This window comes from Desulfurococcus mucosus DSM 2162 (assembly GCF_000186365.1).
Lineage (GTDB): Archaea > Thermoproteota > Thermoprotei_A > Sulfolobales > Desulfurococcaceae > Desulfurococcus > Desulfurococcus mucosus.
Genome location: NC_014961.1, coordinates 262673 through 285609, shown reverse-complemented (window position 1 = coordinate 285609; position 22937 = coordinate 262673). Strand labels below are relative to the sequence as shown.

At 53.7% G+C, this 22937-nt stretch carries 19 protein-coding genes; 12 read left to right on the top strand and 7 right to left on the bottom strand.

Going from position 1 to position 22937, the window contains the following annotated elements:
- Positions 1-76 precede the first annotated feature (76 nt).
- Both ubp and mvk read right to left on the bottom strand, forming a co-directional pair.
- Positions 77-526: a UBP family nucleoid-associated protein gene (ubp, locus tag DESMU_RS01560; RefSeq protein WP_013561840.1), complete on the bottom strand. Its 450-nt coding sequence runs from the start codon at positions 524-526 to the stop codon at positions 77-79.
- Between the two features lie 62 nt (positions 527-588).
- The gene (gene mvk, locus DESMU_RS01555) at positions 589-1542 is read right to left on the bottom strand and encodes a mevalonate kinase (protein WP_013561839.1); all 954 of its coding nucleotides are present in this window, start codon (positions 1540-1542) and stop codon (positions 589-591) included.
- Positions 1543-1618: 76 nt separating this feature from the next.
- Here mvk and DESMU_RS01550 point away from each other — a divergent pair, with 76 nt between their 5' ends.
- Positions 1619-2482, top strand: coding sequence for an Mrp/NBP35 family ATP-binding protein (locus DESMU_RS01550; RefSeq protein WP_013561838.1), 864 nt, complete (start codon positions 1619-1621; stop codon positions 2480-2482).
- A gap of 28 nt (positions 2483-2510) precedes the next feature.
- Positions 2511-3188, top strand: a complete 678-nt coding sequence (locus DESMU_RS01545) for a DUF7669 domain-containing protein (protein WP_013561837.1) — start codon at positions 2511-2513, stop codon at positions 3186-3188.
- 20 nt (positions 3189-3208) lie between these two features.
- Here DESMU_RS01545 and DESMU_RS01540 read toward each other — a convergent pair whose 3' ends face one another.
- The 3 genes from DESMU_RS01540 to argF form a co-directional block, all read right to left on the bottom strand.
- The gene (locus DESMU_RS01540) at positions 3209-3742 is read right to left on the bottom strand and encodes a hypothetical protein (protein WP_048078643.1); all 534 of its coding nucleotides are present in this window, start codon (positions 3740-3742) and stop codon (positions 3209-3211) included.
- 52 nt (positions 3743-3794) lie between these two features.
- Positions 3795-6248: an STT3 domain-containing protein gene (locus DESMU_RS01535; protein WP_013561835.1), complete on the bottom strand. Its 2454-nt coding sequence runs from the start codon at positions 6246-6248 to the stop codon at positions 3795-3797.
- Between the two features lie 88 nt (positions 6249-6336).
- Entirely contained in the window at positions 6337-7281 is a 945-nt protein-coding gene (argF, locus tag DESMU_RS01530) for an ornithine carbamoyltransferase (protein ID WP_013561834.1), read from the bottom strand.
- 54 nt (positions 7282-7335) lie between these two features.
- Here argF and DESMU_RS01525 point away from each other — a divergent pair, with 54 nt between their 5' ends.
- The 4 genes from DESMU_RS01525 (at position 7336) to DESMU_RS01510 (ending at position 12111) form a co-directional block, all read left to right on the top strand.
- Complete coding sequence (locus DESMU_RS01525) at positions 7336-8409, top strand: DUF711 family protein (RefSeq protein WP_245526467.1); 1074 nt, start codon at positions 7336-7338, stop codon at positions 8407-8409.
- 115 nt (positions 8410-8524) lie between these two features.
- The gene (locus tag DESMU_RS01520) at positions 8525-10054 is read left to right on the top strand and encodes an AMP phosphorylase (RefSeq protein WP_013561832.1); all 1530 of its coding nucleotides are present in this window, start codon (positions 8525-8527) and stop codon (positions 10052-10054) included.
- 147 nt (positions 10055-10201) lie between these two features.
- Complete coding sequence (locus DESMU_RS01515; protein WP_013561831.1) at positions 10202-11572, top strand: geranylgeranyl reductase family protein; 1371 nt, start codon at positions 10202-10204, stop codon at positions 11570-11572.
- Complete coding sequence (locus tag DESMU_RS01510; protein WP_013561830.1) at positions 11566-12111, top strand: DUF429 domain-containing protein; 546 nt, start codon at positions 11566-11568, stop codon at positions 12109-12111. Before DESMU_RS01515 ends, DESMU_RS01510 begins: the two co-directional genes overlap by 7 nt.
- Here DESMU_RS01510 and DESMU_RS01505 read toward each other — a convergent pair.
- Entirely contained in the window at positions 12108-13064 is a 957-nt protein-coding gene (locus DESMU_RS01505; protein ID WP_013561829.1) for a DHH family phosphoesterase, read from the bottom strand. The genes DESMU_RS01510 and DESMU_RS01505 overlap by 4 nt on opposite strands.
- Positions 13065-13161: 97 nt before the next feature.
- On the opposite strand from DESMU_RS01505, the gene DESMU_RS01500 reads away from it, so the two are divergent.
- Entirely contained in the window at positions 13162-13899 is a 738-nt protein-coding gene (locus DESMU_RS01500; RefSeq protein ID WP_013561828.1) for a hypothetical protein, read from the top strand.
- A 4-nt stretch (positions 13900-13903) separates the two neighbouring features.
- Here the strand turns inward: DESMU_RS01500 and DESMU_RS01495 are convergent, their stop codons facing one another.
- Positions 13904-15580 (bottom strand): type II/IV secretion system ATPase subunit, encoded by a 1677-nt coding sequence (locus DESMU_RS01495; RefSeq protein WP_013561827.1) that lies wholly within the window; start codon positions 15578-15580, stop codon positions 13904-13906.
- A gap of 141 nt (positions 15581-15721) precedes the next feature.
- Between DESMU_RS01495 and DESMU_RS01490 the strand changes: the two genes are divergently transcribed.
- The 5 genes from DESMU_RS01490 (at position 15722) to DESMU_RS01470 (ending at position 22936) form a co-directional block, all read left to right on the top strand.
- Complete coding sequence (locus DESMU_RS01490) at positions 15722-17464, top strand: type II secretion system F family protein (protein WP_013561826.1); 1743 nt, start codon at positions 15722-15724, stop codon at positions 17462-17464.
- 9 nt (positions 17465-17473) lie between these two features.
- On the top strand, positions 17474-18226 hold the full coding sequence (locus tag DESMU_RS01485; RefSeq protein WP_013561825.1) for a hypothetical protein: 753 nt from the start codon (positions 17474-17476) through the stop codon (positions 18224-18226).
- Between the two features lie 238 nt (positions 18227-18464).
- Positions 18465-19241 (top strand): hypothetical protein, encoded by a 777-nt coding sequence (locus DESMU_RS01480; RefSeq protein ID WP_013561824.1) that lies wholly within the window; start codon positions 18465-18467, stop codon positions 19239-19241.
- Positions 19242-21830, top strand: coding sequence for a DUF2341 domain-containing protein (locus DESMU_RS01475; protein ID WP_013561823.1), 2589 nt, complete (start codon positions 19242-19244; stop codon positions 21828-21830). It begins immediately after the preceding gene.
- Complete coding sequence (locus DESMU_RS01470; protein WP_013561822.1) at positions 21827-22936, top strand: hypothetical protein; 1110 nt, start codon at positions 21827-21829, stop codon at positions 22934-22936. The genes DESMU_RS01475 and DESMU_RS01470 overlap by 4 nt, the downstream gene beginning before the upstream one ends.
- Position 22937: the final 1 nt, after the last annotated feature.

Below are 22937 nucleotides of genomic sequence, written 5' to 3'. Positions count from 1 at the left end.
GGCCACTGCATTAATGGTTTATCCTTTAATCAGCCTTATAAAGTTTTCCAACCGGTGAACAGGGTTTAGGAGGCTTTCAAGTAGCCTGGAAAAGCTTGCTGTAGAGGCGTTTGAAGACCTCCTCGTTGGCGAACACCAGCTCGACCACTCCCTCCTCCTCTATCTTCTTCACGACAAGGCCCTCGAGGGGGTTTGCAGGTGGATCCGGTAGGCTTGGCGAAGGCTTCACTCGTCCAAGGTAGATCCACTTTATCCTTCCATCGCTACTCCTCTCCACCCTGTACCAGTATCTCCCGTAGTAATAGTACTTGACGGTTGCACCTGTTGGAAGCCTCCTTGAAACTATGTGAACAGGCTTCAAATAGTATTTCTCACCCTTGATCAAGCCGTTGTAACCATATATCGCTGGCAGGGACTCTAAGAGTAGGGAGTTCAACCTGTTGAATACATCGCGTGTCACACGTAGCTTGATCTTCCCGCTCCTCGACCCGTTGAGAGCCATACCGGTCAGCCCATGGGAGTTCAATCATTACTCATTGACCACTATATTCATCATTCCGGGTTTAAATATGGTGGAGGCACCCTTATTTAGCCGTAGCCTGGTTCAACCATGGAACCCGTGGTGAGGCGGACTCCCTCGTAGTCTGGTTTAACCCTGTATGCCTTAACCCCTTCCCTCTCAAGCTCCTCCACTATCGCCTGTGCCCGTGCAGGCTCCGCTAACCCTATCACTATGCCTCCCCTTCCGGCGCCGCTTAGCTTCGCCCCATATGCTCCTAAGCCGAGCATCCTGTGAACCAGGTAGTCGTTAACCCATGCAGACGCACCCATTGAGAAGAGGAGCCCATGGTTCACCGTCATCAACTCGCCTAGCCTGACTACATCCCTCTCCCTGAGGGCGGCAAGGGCTTCCTCAACCAGCTCGCCTGCTGCCTCGTAGAGTATTCCTCCAAGCCTCCCCAGTCTCCTACGCTTCTCCAGCACGTCTCTCACAACTACTCCTGTGTCTCTTTTAACACCTGTATCCGCCACCACTAGTTCAACTCCCTCCGGGAGCAGTGTGTCGAGGCGTTTGAAGGAGCCGCGCTTATAGTATACGAGGCCGCCGTACGTTGCCAACGTGTTGTCGATACCGCTTGGCTTGCCGTGAACCTCGACCTCCCCCATGTAGGCTATCCTGCTGACATCCTCCCTCGTGAACCCGGCGCCGCATGCATGGAGCAGGGAGTGTGTTAGCGAGACATTTACAGCGGCTGAGGAGCCCATTCCAGCTCCCACGGGGATCCCTGAGTCTATGTATATAGTGTAGTCGCGGCCGCAGTTGAATTCCCTTGCAGCCTCCTCAAGCACCCTGAGGAAGGGTTTAGCCAGGGGGGAGGATGGATCTATTGGCCCCAGCTGCCTCGAGTATATTTTAAACTCTCCCTTCTCAACACATGTGGATGCATACAGCCCCACGGCCAGCCCTATGGCCGGGTAGCCTTCCACGACGAAGTGCTCTCCGAAAAGGATCACTTTTCCCGGAGCGATGCTGCAAGGCATGGACCGCTGGCACCCTTAGCTATTTAAGAGTATAGTGGGATAACATGGTTATAAATGGTTAGCGTGGTGGACACCGATGAGTAGTCAGGAGAAGAGGGCTGCGTTCACACCCGTCTTCAAACTCATCAACGATGCTAAGAGGAAGCTGCAGGGCTACAGGTTTAAGATCATTGTTTTAAGCGGTAAAGGCGGCGTTGGGAAAACCTTCATATCATCCTCAATAGCGCTCGGGCTGGCTTTAAAGGGTAGGAGGGTTGCCATACTGGATGCCGATATACATGGCTCCTCAATACCATCCATGCTGGGCGTGCAGGGGATGAGGCACTACGCCAGTGAAAACGGTGAGATCCTCCCGGTTGAGGGACCCCTAGGGGTTAAAGTCGTGGCCGTTAACCTCATGCTGGACTCACCGGATCTCCCGGTTGTGTGGCGGGGTCCCCTGGTCTCCAAGGCTATAACGGAGCTGCTCAGCAAGGTTGCCTGGGGTGATGGAGACTACCTTGTAATAGACATGCCTCCCGGAACCGGTGACGCAGCCATAACTATTGCACAGGTGATCCCGGATGTAACAGGGGCGGTCATAGTGACGGCTCCAAACATGTTGACGGAGACCATTGTCGCTAAAGCAGTGAACTTCACCGCTAGGAACAATATTAGGCTACTCGGCATAGTGGAGAATATGAGTTACTTCAAATGCCCTGTCTGCGGCTCCGTCTTCAACCTCCTAGGCAGGAGCACCGGGGAATACCTTGCAAGCAAGTACGGGACCCGCCTCCTCGGCAAGATACCGCTGGATCCATTGATCAATGAAGCCGTGGACAGGGGTGAACCCTACCTTCTCGCATACCCTGAGGGAGAGGCTGCTAAAGCAGTGATGAGCATGGTTGATGAAATAATAAAAAGCGTTGAGGCTGATCAATCACTAGGGGCACAGGGCTGATAGCCGGGTAACCGGGGCGGTGGTCGCATTGAGCAGTGCTGATTCAACGGGCGTTGAGAAGAAGCCGAACTGGTTGCTCCTCAAGGAGGCTGCTGAGGAGCTCTACAGGAGTGGAAAAGTATACTTCACGCGGAAGGAGCTAGTCTCCAAGGCCAGGGAGAAGGATCCATCGAGATCCGAGATGAGCATGGATTTCGAGATAGACCTTGTCACCGTGAACGGCAGCAGTAAGGACCGCTACAGGGATCCCGAGAAGCTCTTCCTATACAGGGTTGACAGGGGAAGATACACTCTATACAACCCGGAGGAGCACGGCGAGCTCGAGAAATACATAGGTGTGCAAAGGGTGTCTCCGGCGAGGAAGCACTTGATAGAGGAGGTGGTGAAGGAGCTGGAGAAAGCCGGCTACGATGCCTCCGAGAACAGGTTTGCGAAGCCATTGCAGCCGGACATCATAGCTGAGAGGGAGGATGAGAGGCTCGGCGTGTGGATAATAGATCCAGGCACCCCTCTCTCAGACCAGTACAAGATGCTTGCCTACGCTATAGGGTCATGCCTCCTCAACAAGGAGTTCAACGACTACGTGGTAGTGGTTCCAGGCGAGCTGCTTAAGAGGGTCACCAAGGACTTGATCGATGTTTTGAACCAGTTCAGGGTGCGCTTCGCCACGGTGAAGGAGGAGAGAAGGTATACTCTACAGCTCTAGGCTGCCCAGCCGTCCACCCGTTAAGCCGTTAACTCGTTCTCCAGCCTCTTCTTAACGACCTCCCTGGCCTCCTCGAGTATCCTTTTCACATCGCTCCCGCCAGGCGGCGAGTAGCTTAGATCCAGGGCGCCTGGACCGCTTGCCTCACTCAGCTCCCTGATGGATACCTGTAGCTCGGCGAAGGCGAGGTTTAAATCCGGTATGTTGAGCTCGGGCAGCTTCGAGAGATCCTTGACTAGGCTGCTGACCTCGGATGCCACGCCGGAGAACTCCCTCATGTTTATAGCGTACTGTAAGGCGAGATCCACTTTCTCGACCACGAGTTGCACGGCTGCAAGCCTTGAAAGCAGCTTGTCGAGCTTGGAGATCTCCTCGGCGTATCTTTTAGCCAGGTATCTCTCTCCCTTCGACTCGAGATCCGTGAGCCTCTCGAATAATGCTTCCCTTCTCTCGCTAATCCTGTTGTATAATGTGTCTATCCTGTCCCTGAGTAAGCGCACGTGGTAAAGGGCTTCGAGAGCCTTCCTTAAAGGATCCCTGCTCCTCTTAAACATTGCCGGCACCTATATGGATTATGTAGTTGGGATGATTTAAAAGGGAAAAGAGCTAGTGGTCGGGGAGAAGCTGGTAGAACACTATGATGCTGTATAAGATGCCTCTACCGCCGTCGGGTGTTGACACTTCCACGGGTTGACCAGTATACGGGTTTACGAATGGCTCCATGATCACCTTGTATGGTTTAACATGGGTATCGTTCACCAGGGGCCTCGTTGAAAGGCTTGTTATGGATTGAGCCTGGATGTACTGTGTAACAGGTAGCTTGAGGCTCTCACTGATCCTTGACGCCGTAGCCGAGTCGAGGAGGCCCTGGGACCCGGTGAACCATTTCAACGTGTACGACCTGTTAGTTGTCTCCGCCCAGTACATGGCGCCGTCTATCAACATATTGTATAGTAACGGGAGCCTCCCGGGTGAATCGAAGACCGGGGATATTATCGATGTATCCTGGAAGCTGTAGACGTAGAGGTATCCGGAGGTATCCCTGTACGACGCGTTCACCCCGATGCTTCTCAAGTAGCTGACCGTCGAGTTCCCTATGCGTATCATCCAGACGCTCTTCGGTATGTCCACTGTACCAGGCATGCTGCCTGTCACAACCGGCCATATCACGACGCTGGAGTTATCGCTGGACACTATGAAGGAGTCTATTGCCATGAGGAATGTTCTACCAGCCGGCGGGTTGAAGAGCTTTGCAAGCATGGCTGCCTCACTGGTGTTGGTGGCCGACATTATTAAACCTATGATGCCTATCTGGGTTTCATTAAGCGTTGAGCCGTCAGCCACACTAGCCTTCCCGCCGTCAACCGATATACCGTAACCGTAGTCCCACCACGCTATGACAAGCGAGCCCTCTGGGAGGCCTCTTATGGCTTCAACAGCCTTGTACCATGAGTCACTATAGTATGGGAGGCCTGAGACCCCTGCTTTCAAAGTGTAAACCATGCTCTTATTCGACACGTAGTCAACGTACCCTGCGTAAGCCGTGTTCACCAGTGCCAGCGCCACCAGTGCTAGGACTACTACGCGGTATTCTCTCGCAGGCCTATACCTAACCCTACCCTTCCTCCTATCCTCGAGCTCCCGCCGCGTCGGCAAGAGGTATTCGACGAGTCTACCCATGAAGACACCCATGACGAGTGTACCGAAGTATGCCGCTGAAGCAATCATGTAGGCTGCGTTCAGGTACGAGTAGAACGCTAGGATGAACGCTATTGACACATACAGCTTATCCGCCTCACCCCTGTAGATGAAGTAGAGGGAGCCGATGACCCCTAGCACTAGGGGTGAGGCGAAGAAGAGCCATGGATACACTCCCCACGAGTGAAGCATGCCTATGAGGGTACTATAGCTTGAGAGAGGCGACTGGTGCTCCGCAATGCTCTCGACGAGGGGGCTCGCCGGGATGAACCTTAATCCAAGGGCCCATGCCAGCCTACCGCCGATCGGCACCAGTCCCTGTGCAACAGCCACTGATCCCCCGGCAACGAGAACCACTAGCAGTAGAAGGTATCTCCCCTTCGTTAAGAGCGGCTTCCTCAACCCGAGCCTCCTATACTCCGTGTTCAAGACATAGTATGCCAGAGGCAGCACCAACGTGGATGCCAAGGCTACTCCTAGATCCCTCGGGTTAAACGGGTATATACCGAGGTTCGAAGCATTCGCCGGTGATGGCAGTACAAGTATCATGGAGGATGCGATAAGCCCGAACTGGTAGGCTAGGAACTCCCCTTTAACACTGCCCCTCACTAGGACAGGGTAAACCACTGTGAAAGCGACCATCGTGCCCAGTATGAAGACGTAGCCTCCCCACAGCCATCCAACCATGGCGAGGAATAGCCCGGAGAGAACCATGTATGCTGTTTTCCTCAGCCTTGAAGCCTGCCCGCTGCTAATGGACTTCACCAGCTTACTGTAGAAGTAGACGTAGAGCAGTATGGGGACAAGGGCCACTCCCTCCTTCTCAATATACCCTAACACCGTTCTCTCGGTTGCAGCCGGTAGCACGGCTGTCAGAAGGGCTGTGAAGAGGCCTGCAAGCCTGCTTCCACCGGAGAGCTCTCTCCCGGTGACGTATGCGAGCACTATACCTATGGCTGCGAATATGATGGGCTGGAGTATCCCCCACTGCTTCAACGATAACCCTAATCCCTCTACAAGGTGGTATGTGGATCCTATCCACATCGGTAGAAACGGGTAGCTGGAGTATATGATGTCCCTGCCCCAGGGATACCAGAATATGTGGGTTGCAGGGTTATCCCTTGTAAGCGTGTACCATGAGAGTAAGCCGTTCTCATACACGTACTTAGCCTGCCAGTACTCAATGTAGCTGTCGAACTCGAAGAACTCGAAACCATTCAACCAGTAGGGTGAGAACCTGACGTACACGCCGTATGCAAGTATTAGTGTGAGAACAATGTATGTGGCCGCCTTCGCGAGCCCCGGCCTTGAGGCGAGGTACTCGTATAAGGTGTAGATAGTGTTCGACACGGTTCTACTCATGGATTACACCTTTAAACAGTTGAACCTGAGCGATAACTCTATGCTGGAACACTATAAAAAACCTTTGGAACACGGGGTTATGCAGGCCTCATGGAACCAGGAGCGCTAACACTGCTTTCTGAGCATGCTTCCTGTTCTCAGCTTGATCCCAGACAATGCTCCACCTGCCATCTATGACCTCATCCACTACTTCCTCCCCTCTATGGGCTGGTAGACAGTGCATGAAGACCGCGTCAGGCTTAGCTCTCTCCATCAGTTCAACCGTGACCCTGTAGGGCTCCAGGTCTCTCAACCTCTTCTCCCTCTCCTTGTCCTGCCCCATGCTGACCCATACATCGGTGTAGACTACGTCAGCGTTCTCAACGGCTTTAAATGGATCCCTCTCGATCTCGTATGAGCCGCCGTTGGGTGCGGCGTGCTCGTTGAATAACTTGACAACGCTTGGATGCGGCTCATAGCCCTTCGGCGAGGCGATCACGATTCTACCGCCCAGTATCCCTACTGCAAGCATGAGGCTGTGTAGGACGTTGTCGCCTCCATCCCCGACGAACACTATCTTAAGCCTCGTGATATCCCTCCCCTTCTTCTCCATGATTGTTAACACGTCGCTTAAAGCCTGGGCTGGGTGGTGGAGGTCGCTTAACCCATTGATAACGGGGACCCTGCTGTACTGGGCGAGCCTCTCGATCTTGTAATGCTCGTAGACCCGTGCCATCACGGCGTCAACGTACCTTGAGAGGACTCGCGCCGTGTCCTCTATGGTTTCACCCCTGGCCAACTGGAGCTCGCTGGCGCTCAGGTATATCGCGTTGCCTCCCAGCTCCCTCATAGCTGTCTCGAAGCTTATCCTCGTCCTCGTACTCGGCTTCTCGAATATCATCGCCAGATGCCGGCCTACGAGCAGCGGTATCACTCTCTCCCCTGCGAGATAGCGTTGCTTCAACTGCATCGCCGTCTCCAGGATGAACAGTAATTCCTCCCTACTATACTCGGCTAGGGTTAGGAAGTGCCTGCCTTTAAGGCTGGTCACCACATGCACCACCACGTGGATCAGCCCTATTTAATACCTGGATCGCCTTTAAAACCAGTGGATGAGGGGAGCACCGTGGAGAACATAGAGGTCCGGGCTGTGACATACTTCGCCGGTAGACACCGCGGGATCAGGGAGGAGTACGAGCACGGGATCAATGTACTGGAGAGAGCCGTTGAGATCCTCAGGGAGCAGGGGCTCAGAGTCTTCACTAAGCGTGTATCCATGCCGAGTATTGGAGTAGGGGAGGCCTTAAAGCTCCTGGAGGTAGCGGGCAACGGGGACGCATTGGTTAGCGCGGGGTACATTGACCTCAGGAGGCTTACACCGGGCGATGCATCACACCTAGCCGGCGGCGGGCTGTACATCCCTATTCTAGCACCCGTGAACGACTTCACCATGGATGACGCACTCCACTTCTCCAGGATCATCCACGCTGCTGCAGCCGATGACCCCGTGAACGCCACCAGGATAGCCATCGGCTTCCACGATGAATCCTTCCTCACACCATACTTCCCGGATTCATCGAGCAGGGGGTCCCGGAGCATCGGCTTAGCCTTCCTATACCCTAACGCACTGGACGCTGAGAGCATAGACGGGTTATCGGAGTCCATGCACAGGGTTTTCAAGGTCTTCAACAACATTGCTGAACTACTTGAGAAATCACTAGGGTACCCTGTGTACATAGACTACAGTCTCTCGCCATGGATGGAGAGAAGCGTGGCGGGGTTGCTTGGGTCCCTTGGGTTCAGCCCTCTGGAACCCGGCTTCAACTACGCTTTACACGTGGTCAACAAGTTGATAGGTATGCATGGAGACAGGCTTAGGGCCGTTGGCTTCAACGAGGTGATGCTGCCCTACGCCGAGGACTCAGTGCTAGTGGAGTACGGGGGAAGAGGGTTGCTGAGGGCCAGGGACTTCCTGCGCTACGCATCCACGTGTGTAGCCGGTGTAGACATGATCATTGTACCCTCCAGCGTTGAAGGGCTTGCAAGGCTGACCCTGGACGCGTACTCTCTGAGCCGGGTTAAATCCAGGCCGCTATCGCTTAGAGCCATACCCGTTGACGGTGAGCCGGGTGGGAGGGTGAGGCTGGGGAGGTTCGGGGAACCCTTCATAATAGGTTATTGAGGCCTGTTAACAACTGAAAGCCTCGCCTTTTAAGGCGGGGGGGTCAGATTTAAAAACCTCCCACATGATTCTATGAGATTTCGCCTCCGGATAATGGGAAGCAGGTGGGATAGACATGGGTTTAGAGGGGAGGCCTAAGCTCTTCGAGGTCAGAGTAGTCGACATAGATTTACACAGGAATTTAATCATCATGAACACGTCTGACGCCAGGGAACTCGGAGTGGTAGCGAACAACGTGGTGCTAGTGACACTTGGAGACAAATCGGCCTACGCCACAGTGGTGACAAGTGAGACCATAACGCAACCCGGTGTAGTAGCCCTCTCCAAGCAGACGGCGTCAGCGCTCGGCGTCTCCGAGGGGGATAAAGTCGGGGTTAAACCAGTCGGGCTGCCGGCAAGCTTCAACGCGTTGAAGAAGAGGCTTCATGGAGGAAGGCTCTCGGAGGGGGAGATGAAGAGCATTATAAGGGATGTCGTTGACGGCGTCTACGGTGAAGCCGAGATAGCTGCCTTCCTGGTCAGCCAGCTCTACAGCGAGCTCGGCGAGGAGGAGTTGAGCTACCTTATAAAAGCCATGGTTGAGACAGGCAGTAGGGTCACGTTTGAGGAAACAGTGTACGATGTACACAGTATAGGAGGCGTGCCAGGCAACAGTAAGGTTGCATTGCTAACAGTGCCCATTGTAGCGGCCTCAGGCCTCCTGATACCGAAGACCAGTAGCAGGGCTATAACGAGCCCGGCTGGGACAGCTGACACAATGGAGGTCTTGGCCAGGGTCGACCTCACTATGGATGAGATAGTTGAGATAGCTAGGAGGGTTAAGGGTGTTCTAGCGTGGGGAGGTAAGTTGAACCTGGCGCCAGCCGACGACATCTTCGTTAACATTGAGAGAAGGCTCTCAATAGACCCGGATCAACAAATGGTGGCCAGTATACTCTCAAAGAAAATAGCGATGGGGGTTGAAAGGCTCGTAATAGATATGCCGGTGGGCCGCGGGGCCAAGGTCAAGGATGCATCGACAGCCGACAAGCTGGCCGGGCTCTTCATAAGGCAGGCCGGATTACTCGGCCTGTCAATCAAGGTGGCTTTAACATATGGTGGGCAACCGATAGGAACCACTGCGGGCCCGGCTCTCGAGGCAAGGGAGGCTCTCGAGGCACTCATCGAGAGAAAGGGGAGTAGAAGCCTAATAGATAAAGCAGTGTTGCTGGCAGGGCTTGTACTGGAGCTCAGTGGGAGGGCTCAACCAGGCCAGGGCGAGGACATAGCTAGGGAGGTCTTCCTCTCCGGGAAGGCGTACGAGAAGTTCAAGCAGATAGTGGAGGCTCAGGGCGGTAACCCCAATGTGAAACCGGACGACATACAGGTGGGCTCCCACACCTTCACTCTCTCATCGCCTCTGGAGGGTGCTGTAACACACATAGATAACGCGGCCGTGTCACTGATAGCTAGAGCCTGTGGAGCCCCCTACGATAAGGGAGCCGGGGTAAGGCTGCATGCAAAGGTAGGCTACAGGGTGAACAAGGGCGACCCATTGATAACGCTCTACAGTAGTAGCGCGTCGAGGCTGGAGACGGCTGTTAGACTACTGAGAGACCTGAACCCCGTGGTTGTCGAAGGAATGCTGCTCAAGACTCTACCATAGCGTGAAGCACCCTCTGACCTCCTCCAAAAAGGCGAGGCTTTCAGTTGTAACCGGCCTCCCCCTGCAGCCAGCTCAACTGGTTAAAGCAGTCTTTTTATTCTCCAGTCAACCTATCATTAAGCATAAGCAGTGCGCGAGGTGCACGGCTTGAAGTATGATGCAGTAGTCGTGGGTGCCGGGGTAGCGGGACTCTACTCATCGCTAATCCTTGCCTCCAAGGGCTTCAGGGTAGCATTAGTGGAGAGTAAGCCCGCCAGCAGGATAGGTGATAAAACCTGCGGGGACGCGATAGGGGTGCATCACTTCGAGCACATAGGGTTGAAGCCGCCGGACAGCGTCGTCGACCACGTGTACAAGGGCGTCAGGATATATAGTCCCAGCGAACGCTACGAGATAACAGTGCCAGGTGAAGGAGTAAGCGTTAACAGGGTTAAGCTAGGCCAGTGGCTGCTCCGCCAGGCGCTTGATAAGGGGGTTGAGCTACTCGACCAGCACACTGTTCTAGGCGTGACGGTTAAGGATAACACTGTTAAATCCATCACGGTTAAGAAGGTGGGTGGAGGCACCGTGGAGCTGGAGGCCAGCGGCTTCATTGATGCAAGCGGTGCTAAACCAGCGTTGAGGAGCAGGCTGCCTGAAGCGTGGCCTATCTCGGAGAAGCCTTATACAACGGACTTCAACATAGCGTACAGGGAGGTCGTCGAATACGATGGCTCCGTGAATGAAGCCGACAGGGATTACGCCGTGATATACTTGAACACCGTGGTTGCCCCAGGGGGATACTGGTGGCTCTTCCCGAAGTCGGGTGACGGCAGAGTAGTCAACGTGGGGCTCGGCGTAATATGGAACGGGCTCCACAACCCTAGGCACAACTATGATAAATACTTGAAGCCCAGGTTCCCTGGGAGAGTCATCCATGCTGGAGGCGGCATAGTGCCCACCCGCAGACCCCTGCCCACAATGGTCTGGAGGAATGTAGGCGTAGTAGGTGACGCAGCGTACACCGTGAACCCTGTCCACGGAGGCGGCATAGGCTCCTCCCTTGAGGCAGCCGACATAGTTGCTAGACACATGGGGGACGCCCTCGAGCAGGGAGTGGTTGACGAGGAGTCCATGTGGGGTGCTAACATAGAGTACATGAAGGCCTACGGGGCTAAGCAAGCCGGGCTAGACGTGCTTAGAATGTACATGCAGAGGCTCTCCAACGACGACTTCGAATGGATCATGGCTAACAGGCTTGTCGACGGCTCCTCGGTCTACGATATGGGTGTGAAAGGGGAGCTAGGGGAAAGGATAGCTCACACGGTGCTAGCAGTGTTGAAAGCCCTCAGCAGGCCCAGCCTACTAAACCAGTTGAGAACCGTTAGAAGCTACATGAAGAAGGCTGTGGAACTCTACCTGGATAAATACCCGTCTAAGCCGGCGGAGCTACCCGGCTGGATGAGGAGTGTTGAAGACTTCTTCGAGGAGTACAGGAGGACAATAGGCTTCGAGAAGGGAGAAAGGGTTAAATGGTGAGGTACGCAGGCATAGACCTCGCTGGCTCACCCAGGAATCCAAGCGGTGTCGCGGTTATCGAGCACTCTAGGGGCTTGAGAATAGTCTTCATAGGGCTCCTCTACAGCGATGAAGACATACTGGGGCTCGTGGAGAGGCTTAAACCCGTGGTTGCAGCTGTAGATGCACCTTTAACGCCTGGCAGAGGCTACCGTAGCGTTGACCTAGAGTTGATTAAGAGGGGTTACAGGGTGCTGCCACCGGGTTGGAGAGGTATGAGAATGCTGTATGAGAGGGCTGTAAGGCTCGCAGGGATTATGAGGGGGATGGGGGTGGAGGTGGTGGAGACGCATCCGAGGAGTGCTTTGAAGTCCAGCGGGTGTAGTGATGTATATAGGCTTGCCGAAGCCGTCGGGATAACCGTCAACACGGTGCTCTCAAGGGATGAGGAGGATGCACTAGTGGCCTCCATCGTGGCGTTAAAGCATGGGGAGGGAGGTGTACTCGTCTTCAAGGCATGTGACGGCGAGGTGTTCCTCCTCAGGCGTCTCTGCGACTAGAGCCTTCTCAACTTGTCCCTGTGGTCTAGAACCCTGTCGGCAACGTGTTCGAGCAGCATGGTCTTCGACAGCCTTGAAAGCAGCCTTGTTTTAAACGGGATCGGTATCCTGGCACCTGACGCCGTGAGATGGCCTCCGCCTCCCAGTGCGACGGCTATATCCCTCACGTTTACACCCCTGCTCCTCAGGCTTAGCTTCCCATCGCTTGACGCTATCACGGCTACGTCGGCGTTGAACCTTCCCATCAGGTATGAGGCTAGGAAACTGTTTTCAACGGTGTCGCTTGACTCTGCGACACATATCCTGAAGCCGTCTACCTCCCTTACAACTGTTTTCAAGCCGTCTCCCAGTAGCCCTAGCTCGGCTTCCACTGCTTCAACAACTTTCTCCTCGAACAACGGGTCCCAGAAGACCCCCTTCGACAGGGTTTCTAGGACTCTCCTCCTCCATCCATCTCCATCCCTCCTCCTGACGAGCCTCACATAGTATGGGCCGAGCCAGTGGTCGAACCTCCAGAGGTCGCCTGCGCAGACACCGTTTACGAGGCTTGAGACATACAGGGGGTCTATGCTCCCCTTCCGCTCACTATACTTGTAGACCACGCCGGTGGCGCATGTCGAGGTATCAATGTGGAGCACGACTCCGGAGCCCTCTACGGCCTTCACCCATTCATCCTCCCATACATGGTGGTCGAACCAGGATACCCTGCTTCCCCCACCTGTGAGCTCCCCGAGGAGCTCTACAACCCTGTTGAACACGGGTGGGTTCACGCCTAGATCCATTAATGCTATCCTAGTGAACCCTTTTCCAACCGCCTTCCCCAACGCCTCGTGGAGGCCATAGGGCTCCGTGAAGTACACCCTGTAGTCTTCAAGCTTGTTCAGGTAGATGTAGAGGGCTGCCGCCGCTACTCCATCCATATCCGTGTGCGTGATTATCAACGCCTCTCCCATGACGCTGCCTCCCGGCTGTCTCCCCTCAGGATTAGGGGGGTCAACCCTTATAAGTGGTTCGCACAGAATAAGATAACCGTGATAGGTGTCTAGTGTTTTGAGTGATTTACCTGGTTTAACAGGGCTTAAATACGACTCTGGGAGCCTCGACCTACTGGGCGACCCGGTTAAGGAGGCTGAACTACTTTTAAAAGGGCGTTATCTCGAGGTATTAAATGTAACGCTTTCCGACTTCGTTGAAGCACTCTCCACTAAGCTGGCGAAGGGCTCCTACCTGCTCTCCTGCCGTGATGAAAGCAGCTACACTATCCTGCTTGAAGACGGGGTCGTGAAATCCGTCGCCGAGTATTTCCCCGAGGCATCGGTGAGGCTATCCGGCTATATTGCTTTAAGGGATCTAGTCAAGAAGCTTGCGTCATCCTACCTGGAGTGCCGCTTATTCAGTCTTCAAGCACCAGTGGAGGAGCCGGCTGGAAAAAAGCCGGCTCCGGAAGCAGTACCCAGGCAGGTGGAGCCCGCTGCAACACCGCGCCCAGCCACCCAAGAGGTGAAGCCGCCTAGCGTGGATGAAGGCAAGCTACATGGCTTCCTGAGGCATCTAAGAGACATAGTCCGTGAGACCGCCGACCTATACGGCTGCATTCTCCAGGATGAGCCGGCCGCCGATGTAGGCAACGGCTACCTCGTCGTGAGAATCAAGCTTAGGAAGAAAGGGTTGTTCGGGAAATGCAGGGATGCGGAGCTTAAAGCAGCCATAGAGAAGGATCTACCATTACTCATAGAGCTACATGAACTGGGCGTCGAGGTTAGACTGGAAACCCTGCTCGTAGGCTAGTATGCTAGGCTTGAGGAGACGTTAACTCCTCGCTCACCTTCTCAGTGCTCGTCCCCCTGATCTCGGCCAACCGTTTCACAGCATGCTCATACACGGTTTTCGGCTCATAGTAGTAGTCGAATATTCTTCTCGAGACATCCCATGCATCCCTAATGCCCTCCTCCCTCATCCACTCTAGGACTACTGCTCTCCTTTTCACTTCCTCCACCACGTCCTCCACGTCCAGGCCTTTCTTCGCGGCGACGTCTTCGAGATGCATGCTCTCACCCAGGTTGACCACGTGCTTATCCGTCCTTGGATCCCACTTGCTTATCAACCTATACTTCTCGTAGTCTTCAACCTCTTGGACAACCGTGATCCTCCTCCGCACCTTCACAACGCCCTTCTCAACCCTGGTGATCACTCTCTGAATGTGCATGAAGACGTTCATGAGCCTCATGTATGTGGGAGGTATGTTCATCGGGGGGCTTGTCAGCCTTTTAATAGCGTAGTCAAGGGTCTCAGCGTGGATCGTGCTTGCCCCGCTGTGACCCGTAGCCATGGCCTGGAAGAGCACTGAGGCCTCCTCTCCACGTACCTCGCCAACGATCACGTAGTCAGGCCTATACCTGAGGCTGAGTTTAACCAGGTCGTATAGCTTGACGCTTGTCCCCAGGCTCTGTGTCCCGACGACGTATGTCTCCCTGCTCGTTAACTGAACCCAGTTGACGTGTGGAAGGTTGAGCTCGGGTGTATCCTCTATAGTCACTATCTTCATGCCTGGCTTTATGAACATTGAGAGCGCGTTCAGCATTGTTGTCTTACCTGTACCCGTGCCGCCGGCGATCATGAATGTCTTACCGTGCTCCAGTAGCATCCAGAGGTAGGCTGCTGTGACGGCATCTATGTTGCCCTGCTCTATGACCTCCACTATGCTGTATGGTTTCTCACGGAACTTACGTATTGTGAAGGAGGGCCCCTTCGTGGAGACCTCTTTACTGTAGGTTGCTGCCACACGGTGCTTCTCCGGTAGCATTGCGTCGAGTATTGGGTAGGCTATGCTTATGTGCTTCCCAGCCATGTGCGCCATCTTCATTATCAGCTCGTTTAAAGCCTCCTCACCGGTGAAAGCTATGTTTGTCGGTATGCTCTCGTACTTCCTGTGCCAAACGAAGATCGGTATTGAGACGCCGTTACACGATATGTCCTCGATGTTGGGGTCCTTCATTATGGGGTCTAGGACACCGTAGCCGAGGAGGTTTCTCTCAATATAGTACATTAGCTTAAGCCTCCTCGAACCCACCATCCCGAGCTTCTCACGGTACTTGTCGCTGATCCGCTCAACCTCCTTGAAGACGTACCCTTTTAAGTCCGCTAAGTCCTCTCTCCGTTGAGGTGGCCTTATCTCATCCATCAGGATCTCGTAGAGCTTCTCGAGGGCGGCCCTGTCCTCCTCGTCCAATCCCTGCTCCTCAACGAAGTATGTTGGCCCCTTGGGTGTTTCAGCAATAGTTATCTTCACGAAGGGCTTGTATATGTAGTACGAGTCCAGCACACGCCACGATGGATCCCTCTGCGTTACCTGCACCAACTCCTCGATTGCCGCGATACTCTCCCTCAGTATCTTCGCCTTCTCCTCAACCCGCTTCCCACCGCTCTCCCCGCGCTTCAAGGGTAACGGTAGCTTCAGCCTCGGCTTCAATACCCCTAACCCCTCTGATAGTTACTGGAGGCAACTGGTTGAAAAACACAGTGCATGGTTTAAACTATAGGGTTGCTTAGATTTATAAGTTTGCAGTATTTAAAGATACTTCTCGACGACTAGGCCGCATGGTGGAGTGTTTTGAGGTTCTGGGACTGGGTCTACAAGTATTTCAACTGGATTGGTAAGCGGATTTTAAAGATGTTTCCGAATATAGGTGACTCGATCAAGAAGTCCGGTATCCACATGCACTCAGAGGTCTACGCTGCGTTAACCGGGCTCGTGTTCATCGTTTCACTCGCTGCCTCAATCACCCTGACAATTCTCCTCGCACTCCTCTTCCGGAGCCCCCTGGGCGTTGCCATCACTGTTTCAATACCCACGCTCGTACTCCTCCTCATGGTCTCCCTGCCCTCGCTCTACGCGTCGAATAGGGCTTCATCCATTGACGGCGAGTTCCCGTTTCTCTCAAGCTATCTTAGCACGATGGTTATGAGCGGGCTTTCACCCTACATCGCGTTTGAAAGAATCCTCAAGGGCTCCACGATTTTCAAGAGGACGAGTGAGCTGGCACAGAGGTTCATATTGTTGAACAGGATACTTGGGAGAGACCCGTTGACGGCCTTCGACGAGCTGGCGAAGAGAACCCCTAGTTCAAGGGTTAAGGAGACGCTTTCAGGCTACATAGCCACGGTGAAGGCCGGTGGGGACGTCGTAGACTACCTTAATAAAAGATCAAGGCTCCTCTTCAACGAGATGCTCGTAGGCATGAAGATAATAGCGGATAGGCTGGGCGGGCTGCTTGAAGCATACTTAGCCATGATACTGTTAACGATGATAAGCTTCACCGTCCTCTACTTTGTGACAACAGGGTTCGCAGGCGTCGTGCCCTTCGGCCTGTCAAGTGAGGGAATGTTCTTCTTCCTATACATAGTTATGCCCTTGCTGAGCGGCGTCATAATATATCTAGCCGACCTCATACAGTTCAAGGATCCATTCATGGATTGGAAGCCCTACATGGTTTTCTTTGCAACATTCATACCTATAACACTCCTACTCGTAGTGTTCGGCGTGTTCTTCTACACGATGCTGCCGCCATACCACCCGTTGAGGATGAACCCGTTCACGCAGCTCACTGGACGCCTCCTCCTATTATTCAACATTGCTAACCCACCGGGCTACATGTATTCATCAATAGCGTTGTCCACAGCGCTGATCATTGCCTCCCTACCGGGGCTAGCATACTACATTTACTCCTCGAGAGAGTACAAGGTTACAAGGGGGATAACGAGGTTCCTAAGGGATCTCGTCGAGGTGAGGAAAACCGGGCTCCCCCCTGAGAGAAGCATCATAGAGTTGAGTCCAAGGGACTACGGGGTTTTCACACCGCACCTCAGGAAGATAGCAATGGAGTTAAGCATAGGGATACCCTTAAGGAGGATCACCGATGAAGTGATGAGGAAGATCAGGTCGTGGATAGGGCAGGTACTATTATTCATCCTCACAGACTCCATAGAGGTAGGGGGAGGCACGGTTGAAGTACTGGAGAACCTTGCATGGTTCGCTGAGAGCGTTGAAGCCATAGAGGATGAGAGGAAGAGGAGCTTGAGGACACTGATGATCGTCCCGTACATGGGCGGCATACTCTCAGCCGTCACCGTGATATACATGGTGGGCTACATGGCTAAGCTGCCGATACAGGTGGGCACATTCAACCAGGCAGCCGGAGTAGTCCTGCCAAGCATAGTTTTAAACAACTATGTGATGGGTATTGTCGCGGGCAAAGTGTCCTCGGGCAGGGTTATAGCCGGGGTAGTCCACGCCGTCCTCCTCACGTTGATCACCCTCATAGTAATGCTTGCAACACCATTCTTCACGGGGTAGCGTAGAGGCATGAAGGCTACTAGAGCTGTAAGCGAGGTGGTTGCCGCTGTAATATTGTTCACGGTCGCCGTCGCAATATCCCTCGCAGTATTCTTCTACACAGCATTCTACACCGACTACGTGAAGGCTTTAACAGAGTACGGGCATGTGAAAACCGTGCTGTGGAACATTGCAGACGTTATCTCAACCCAGGGCTACATGGATAACAGGGTACTGGAGTACAGGTATCCACATGAGGTGGCATCAATAGGGTACGAGTTCAAAAGGGTTAACCTCACAGTGAACCTTACCCTGAGCAACGGCTCCACCGTAACGGTGAGCAGAGGCGGCTGCTACGTTTTAAAGGCCGCCGTGGCAAGACCCGTGTTAACCAATATGCAGCCAACACTGCTCAGAGGGGTTAACGAGACGCTTGTAAACGACACGCTGCTAGTCCCCTCTCTATACGAGTACTACTCGAACGGGTGGAGCATACTCGTGCTCGACGCCTGCAGGATCTACTACTCCGTTAAAAATATAGGGGGCTCCCTGAGCCTCGAACTATTCTTCTTCAACTTCACAAGCGTGAACAACGAGTACCAGCCCCCATTGGTGACAGGGCAGGGATACCTCGTAGTGTCACCAGTGATCCGGGTTATCTCAGAGAACTATAATGTAACCAGTGTAACAGTGAACGGGGCACCGCTGCCAGGCATACCCTCCAACACCATCCTCTACAAGGCAACAATCTACGTGGTTAACACAGGCATCATGATAGGCTGACCTCCTCCCTGCCCTAAAAGGGTTTCCTGCATCTATCCGGGTTTACACCCGTTCATCTACGGGGCGGATGCCCCCGTGGGCCCAGGGCTGGCCCTGAATGCAATTCACAGGAGTTAGGGGTCCCTCACGCAACGTTTAAACCCTTCAACCCCGCCTTGAAAGATCGGGCTTTCAGCTGTAAAGGATTAAAAGGGGGTTGGATGTAAAAGAGATAGTAAAAAGCTATGGATGAATATTCATGAAGGGTGTTTCCGAGACGTTTTCAACCCTTATACTTGTCGGTGTCTTCACCGCGCTAGCGCTCGCCCTCATACCCTACAGTTACTTTGCCACGATGTCAAGCCTCCAGAAGACGGAGTACGAGTATGTTAAACACGTCTTTAAATCCATGGCCGCCTACTTCCCCAACATAGTGTTAGCTGGAGAATACGCTGCATCCATCCCGGCGCAGCATACCTCCATAGGGTATACTCAAGCTGGACGCATAGAGGTGTACTTGAATAGTAGTTCGACGCCTGTTGTAGTCCTCAACTGTGCTGCTTTAACACTGGGAGCAGGTATCCCGGGGGCGCCGGTGGGCCTTGTATACGGGGTGGGAGAGTACCTTGTAGGCGATGTCAGGTTCGTGCCAAGGGTCTACGAGTACAGGAGTGAATCAAGCGGCTTGATGACGACATCGTTTGACGTGTGCAGGATGCTGTTGAGCGTCGACGTGGTCTTGAAGGGGGATTTACAGGGATACTACTACGTGCTTCAACTATATAATTTAACTGTCCACCTAGCCGGGGGCAACGGGCACTCTTTGAGGATCACTCCAACCGGGCTTAGACACGTCTACTCGAATATTGCTGCAAACCTCTGGAACATAACGATCGTTGTCTACGACTATATAGTGGGCGTTAGGAGGAGCTATGGTGTCGCCGACCTGGTTAAGGCCGGATTCGGGGAGGCGTATGCAGGCGTCCCGTTCTCCGTGGACATAGTCGTTGAAGACGTGGTTGTGGAGGTGGTGTAGGTGGCTTCACCGCTGGTCACCCATGTGATAGGGGGCGTCGTAATGGTGGCAGTGATTATAGCCGTGGTCAACTATGGATCCATAATGTATAATACTACGAGGTACAATAACCTCCAGCAACTCTACGAGGAGATAGCTTCCGCGATAGCGGTAAGGATAAATAGCGCGGTTCTCGACGCCTACATGAGGGGGTTGAACAACACTATCATACACCTAGCTAACCCTGTGGAGGCGGCTGCAGGCGAGAAGTACAATGTATACATAGGTGTGGGAAGCAGCTTGAGTAAGCTGTTCCCGCGTGTACCAGGCGACACCGGCCTCTACGTGGTGGTGTCCTCCCCGGATAACACTATATATGGGTATGCATCCGCATCCATGATACCCGGGGTCGAGGTCGCCAGGGGCCGTGTAGTGATCAACAAGTATAGAACCGGCTTCGACGCTGCATATGGTTACAGTGAGAACGGGGTTCCATTCCTCTGCCGTATGCCGATCAATGTAACTGAGCGTGCAGGCGTGGATCTCAGCAACTACCTGGTGCTCGTGAATCTTTCACTAACAGGAGTTAACTGCACGTATCTCGGTAAACAGTACTCGCCCAGCAGGAGTGACGTGAGGTTCACGGACTCCGACGGCGTCACCCCTCTAGACTACTACATAGAGTACTGGGGCAGCGTGAACGCGTTGATATGGGTGAAAATACCCTTGCTGAAGGCTAGGGAGGTGAAGACCATATACATGTACTGGGGCAACAGCTTCGCACAGGAGAAAAGCAACCCGGGTATATTCACGTTGCTCAGCCGCCTAGGCGAGTACAGTGGCATCCAGAGCCTACTCTTAAGCGGGGTCTGGGGAGTCAAATACAATAATACTGCGTCAATCAATATCGCTGGAAACGGCTCAGTGCTCACCGTGTCAGCCACCTATACCGCTAGCCCGGGCTACGTGAACATATACTCTGTCCAGGAGCTGGATGCCACTGGGAAGCTGGGGTGGATAGTGGAGGCCCTCGGCAGCCCCGTTGACACAGGCTCCAACAGCCAGAACTACAGGGCAGGCTTCTACGCCTGGAACACGACTGCAGAAAAGTACAGTATACTCCTCATACCACCCGTAATAGACCCCTCTACAAGCCTCTCCAACTACACTATTATCTACGGCAACTGGAGCATAACCGGGGAGGTAACTGGGGAAGGCGTGAACCTCGTAGTCAATAACACGGCGTTACAGACTATACAAGTCGGCAAGAACACCAATATCTCCATAGCAATAGCGCAGAGAAGCATAAGCTCCACGGGTGAATACGCAAGCATGCTCTACAAGGTTAGAGTCGACTCCTACAGCGGGGTATACAGGGGCATCGTGCTCAGCGAGGGGCTTGCCAACACGTCTAACCAAGCGTTCGCAATAGTGCTCACAGTGGATGACAAGGGCTACCTCCAGGTGTGCCAGCTAGACGTGGACCGGCTCCTCCAAGGGCAGACCCAGCTTGACTGCGAGTCCACGGGTGTAAGCGTGGATCCAGATGGCGAATGGTTCTATATTAACGCCACGATAAGGAACCCGGCGCAGGGGCAGGGGAACCCCGAGCTAGAGCTCACAGTGTACAGGGCTAGCGACGGCTCCCTTGTCTACCAGTTGCCAAGGCAGGGCACCCAGGGTTTCACGGGGAGAGCAGACTACATAGGACCCATAGTGTACTACAATGGTGTGCCCGTAGGCTACACCGGCTCAGAGTTCGACGACCTAGTCGCGATAAGGTATGGTAGCCCCGTTGACTTGACGAGCATAATGGTCGTGGGTCTACCAGCCGGCTGGATCGCCGAGCTGTGGGACGGGGACTTCAATGCTTCAGGCGTGGCGGGCTCCAATGGCGTGGCAGTGCTCAACGTGACGCTTAAACCCGTGCTAGGCGTGGATGGCCCCGTATACCTCTACATATACACGGGGGACGGGGTCCTGGTCGACGTCTTCGAAATAAACCAGGTGATCTCGGGGGGAACAATCATAGAGTACGCGCCCGGCATCCGTGAGTCAACGTCCTCGTTCTCTGCGATGATACATGCGTCAGCCAACAATATCTGCAATGTTAACGTCGGCAAGGGGGGATACGTGTATCTCCTGGACACGGGCTCCACTTGCATCGGTATGGGAGTCAGTAATGTTGCATGGGGCTGGTATTGGACTAGCGTGGGATACTTCAATGGATCCTTCTACTACTTCATCGAGAACCAGTTTAACAGGGCCCTCTACAGTAGTTACAGCTTGACATCCACGGTGAAGCCCGCTTCCCTCAGAGTAGTCTTCGGTGTGTCAGCGGAAGGATTAAGCAATGTTAAGAACACTAATACCACGGGGTTATTCCAGTTGATAATGCTGAGGCCCTTCGTGTACCCGGAGCCCAGTGTATCCTACAGTAGCGGCCTGATCCAGAATGCCTCGTTCCCTCAGCCGCCAACTGTGATCGTGGATCAGTACTCAGGGTACATAGTGTTCTCAAGCGACCTCACAGTCGACATAGTGGTCGCCATCAAGAGCACCGGGGGAGTAGTCGTGGTAGAGGTGCCTAGAGGGGTGAGGGGTCGTTGAAGGAGGTTGTGGAGTATGTTCTAGCAGTCCTCATAGTGCTCTCAATACTCCCCTTCTACAACATGGTTGCTACACAGTTCTACACGCCTACAAAGGGGAGGGGGACTGTCGCAGTAGGAGACATATTTGTCTCCGCTGTAAGCCTAGCGTTCAGGGACGCCTACAATAATGGGAACACATCTATAGAGGTGGCGGAGGTTAGGAGCAGCTTGGACAGCCTTATAAGGAGGTATGCGGGCTCAGCCTACGACGAGTACTATTATTATGCGAGACTATACAGCCCGATTAACGTCACCCTTGACCCAACCGGAAGAACGGTGACCGTCTACTCGCCGTTCAATATGACAACATACCTTCTACTCGTCTCCTGGAACGGTGCTGCAAGCATATCGCTGCAGTTGAACCCGGTTAAAGCCGGCGACGTCTTCAAGTACACGTATAATTACTCAGCACTATCCTTCAAGGGTGTATCCGTGGCTGTGGCTGTAAGCGGGTATGGGAGCACATGGTTCATAGGCTACTGGCTCAACGAGTCCTCCACCATGGGGTACATAGTGGCCGCGCCCGGAGGGCTCCTCACAGTCCTCGCCGATAGAAACGCGGGCTTGAAGCCCACTTCATTCTATAACTACACGGGTTTCAACTCAACAATATACTATGTGGCTACACAGGGGTTGGCGAATTACACTCGTTCATGGACGAATATAACGATAAAAATGATAGTGAGCGGGGACATCGTATCCTACATGGAATACAATACCACTGAAACCATGTATCTCGGGGAGAAAAAGACATATAATTCATCCATGGATGCCTACACACTATACCTTGCCAAGGGAAGGAGCTACTGGGTGTACTCTGAGGGCCGGTCACGCCTAGTCGAGAACGCAACGGAGAAAGCCAGCGTCAACTACCCGATCTACAACATGGTGCTTGCAACAATCTACGATGGAGCCAGGGTGATCTACGCACCAGCATACAGGAACAACTACACTGTGACCAATGCACCCGAACACCCGCCCGGCGACGCCGACAGGGTTTCATCCTACGTGACCATAGGGATGTTCACCTACATGGTCGACTTGTGGAGCTGGAGGAGGAGTTGAA

Excerpts from the sequence above, each read along its gene's own strand:
- DESMU_RS01480 (WP_013561824.1), top strand. The coding sequence starts at position 18,465 with ATGAAGGGTGTTTCCGAGACGTTTTCAACCCTTATACTTGTCGGTGTC.
- DESMU_RS01535 (WP_013561835.1), bottom strand. The coding sequence starts at position 6,248 with ATGAGTAGAACCGTGTCGAACACTATCTACACCTTATACGAGTACCTC.
- DESMU_RS01510 (WP_013561830.1), top strand. The coding sequence starts at position 11,566 with ATGGTGAGGTACGCAGGCATAGACCTCGCTGGCTCACCCAGGAATCCA.
- DESMU_RS01485 (WP_013561825.1), top strand. The coding sequence starts at position 17,474 with ATGAAGGCTACTAGAGCTGTAAGCGAGGTGGTTGCCGCTGTAATATTG.
- DESMU_RS01550 (WP_013561838.1), top strand. The coding sequence starts at position 1,619 with ATGAGTAGTCAGGAGAAGAGGGCTGCGTTCACACCCGTCTTCAAACTC.
- DESMU_RS01505 (WP_013561829.1), bottom strand. The coding sequence starts at position 13,064 with ATGGGAGAGGCGTTGATAATCACGCACACGGATATGGATGGAGTAGCG.
- DESMU_RS01540 (WP_048078643.1), bottom strand. The coding sequence starts at position 3,742 with ATGTTTAAGAGGAGCAGGGATCCTTTAAGGAAGGCTCTCGAAGCCCTT.
- mvk (WP_013561839.1), bottom strand. The coding sequence starts at position 1,542 with ATGCCTTGCAGCATCGCTCCGGGAAAAGTGATCCTTTTCGGAGAGCAC.
- DESMU_RS01520 (WP_013561832.1), top strand. The coding sequence starts at position 8,525 with ATGGGTTTAGAGGGGAGGCCTAAGCTCTTCGAGGTCAGAGTAGTCGAC.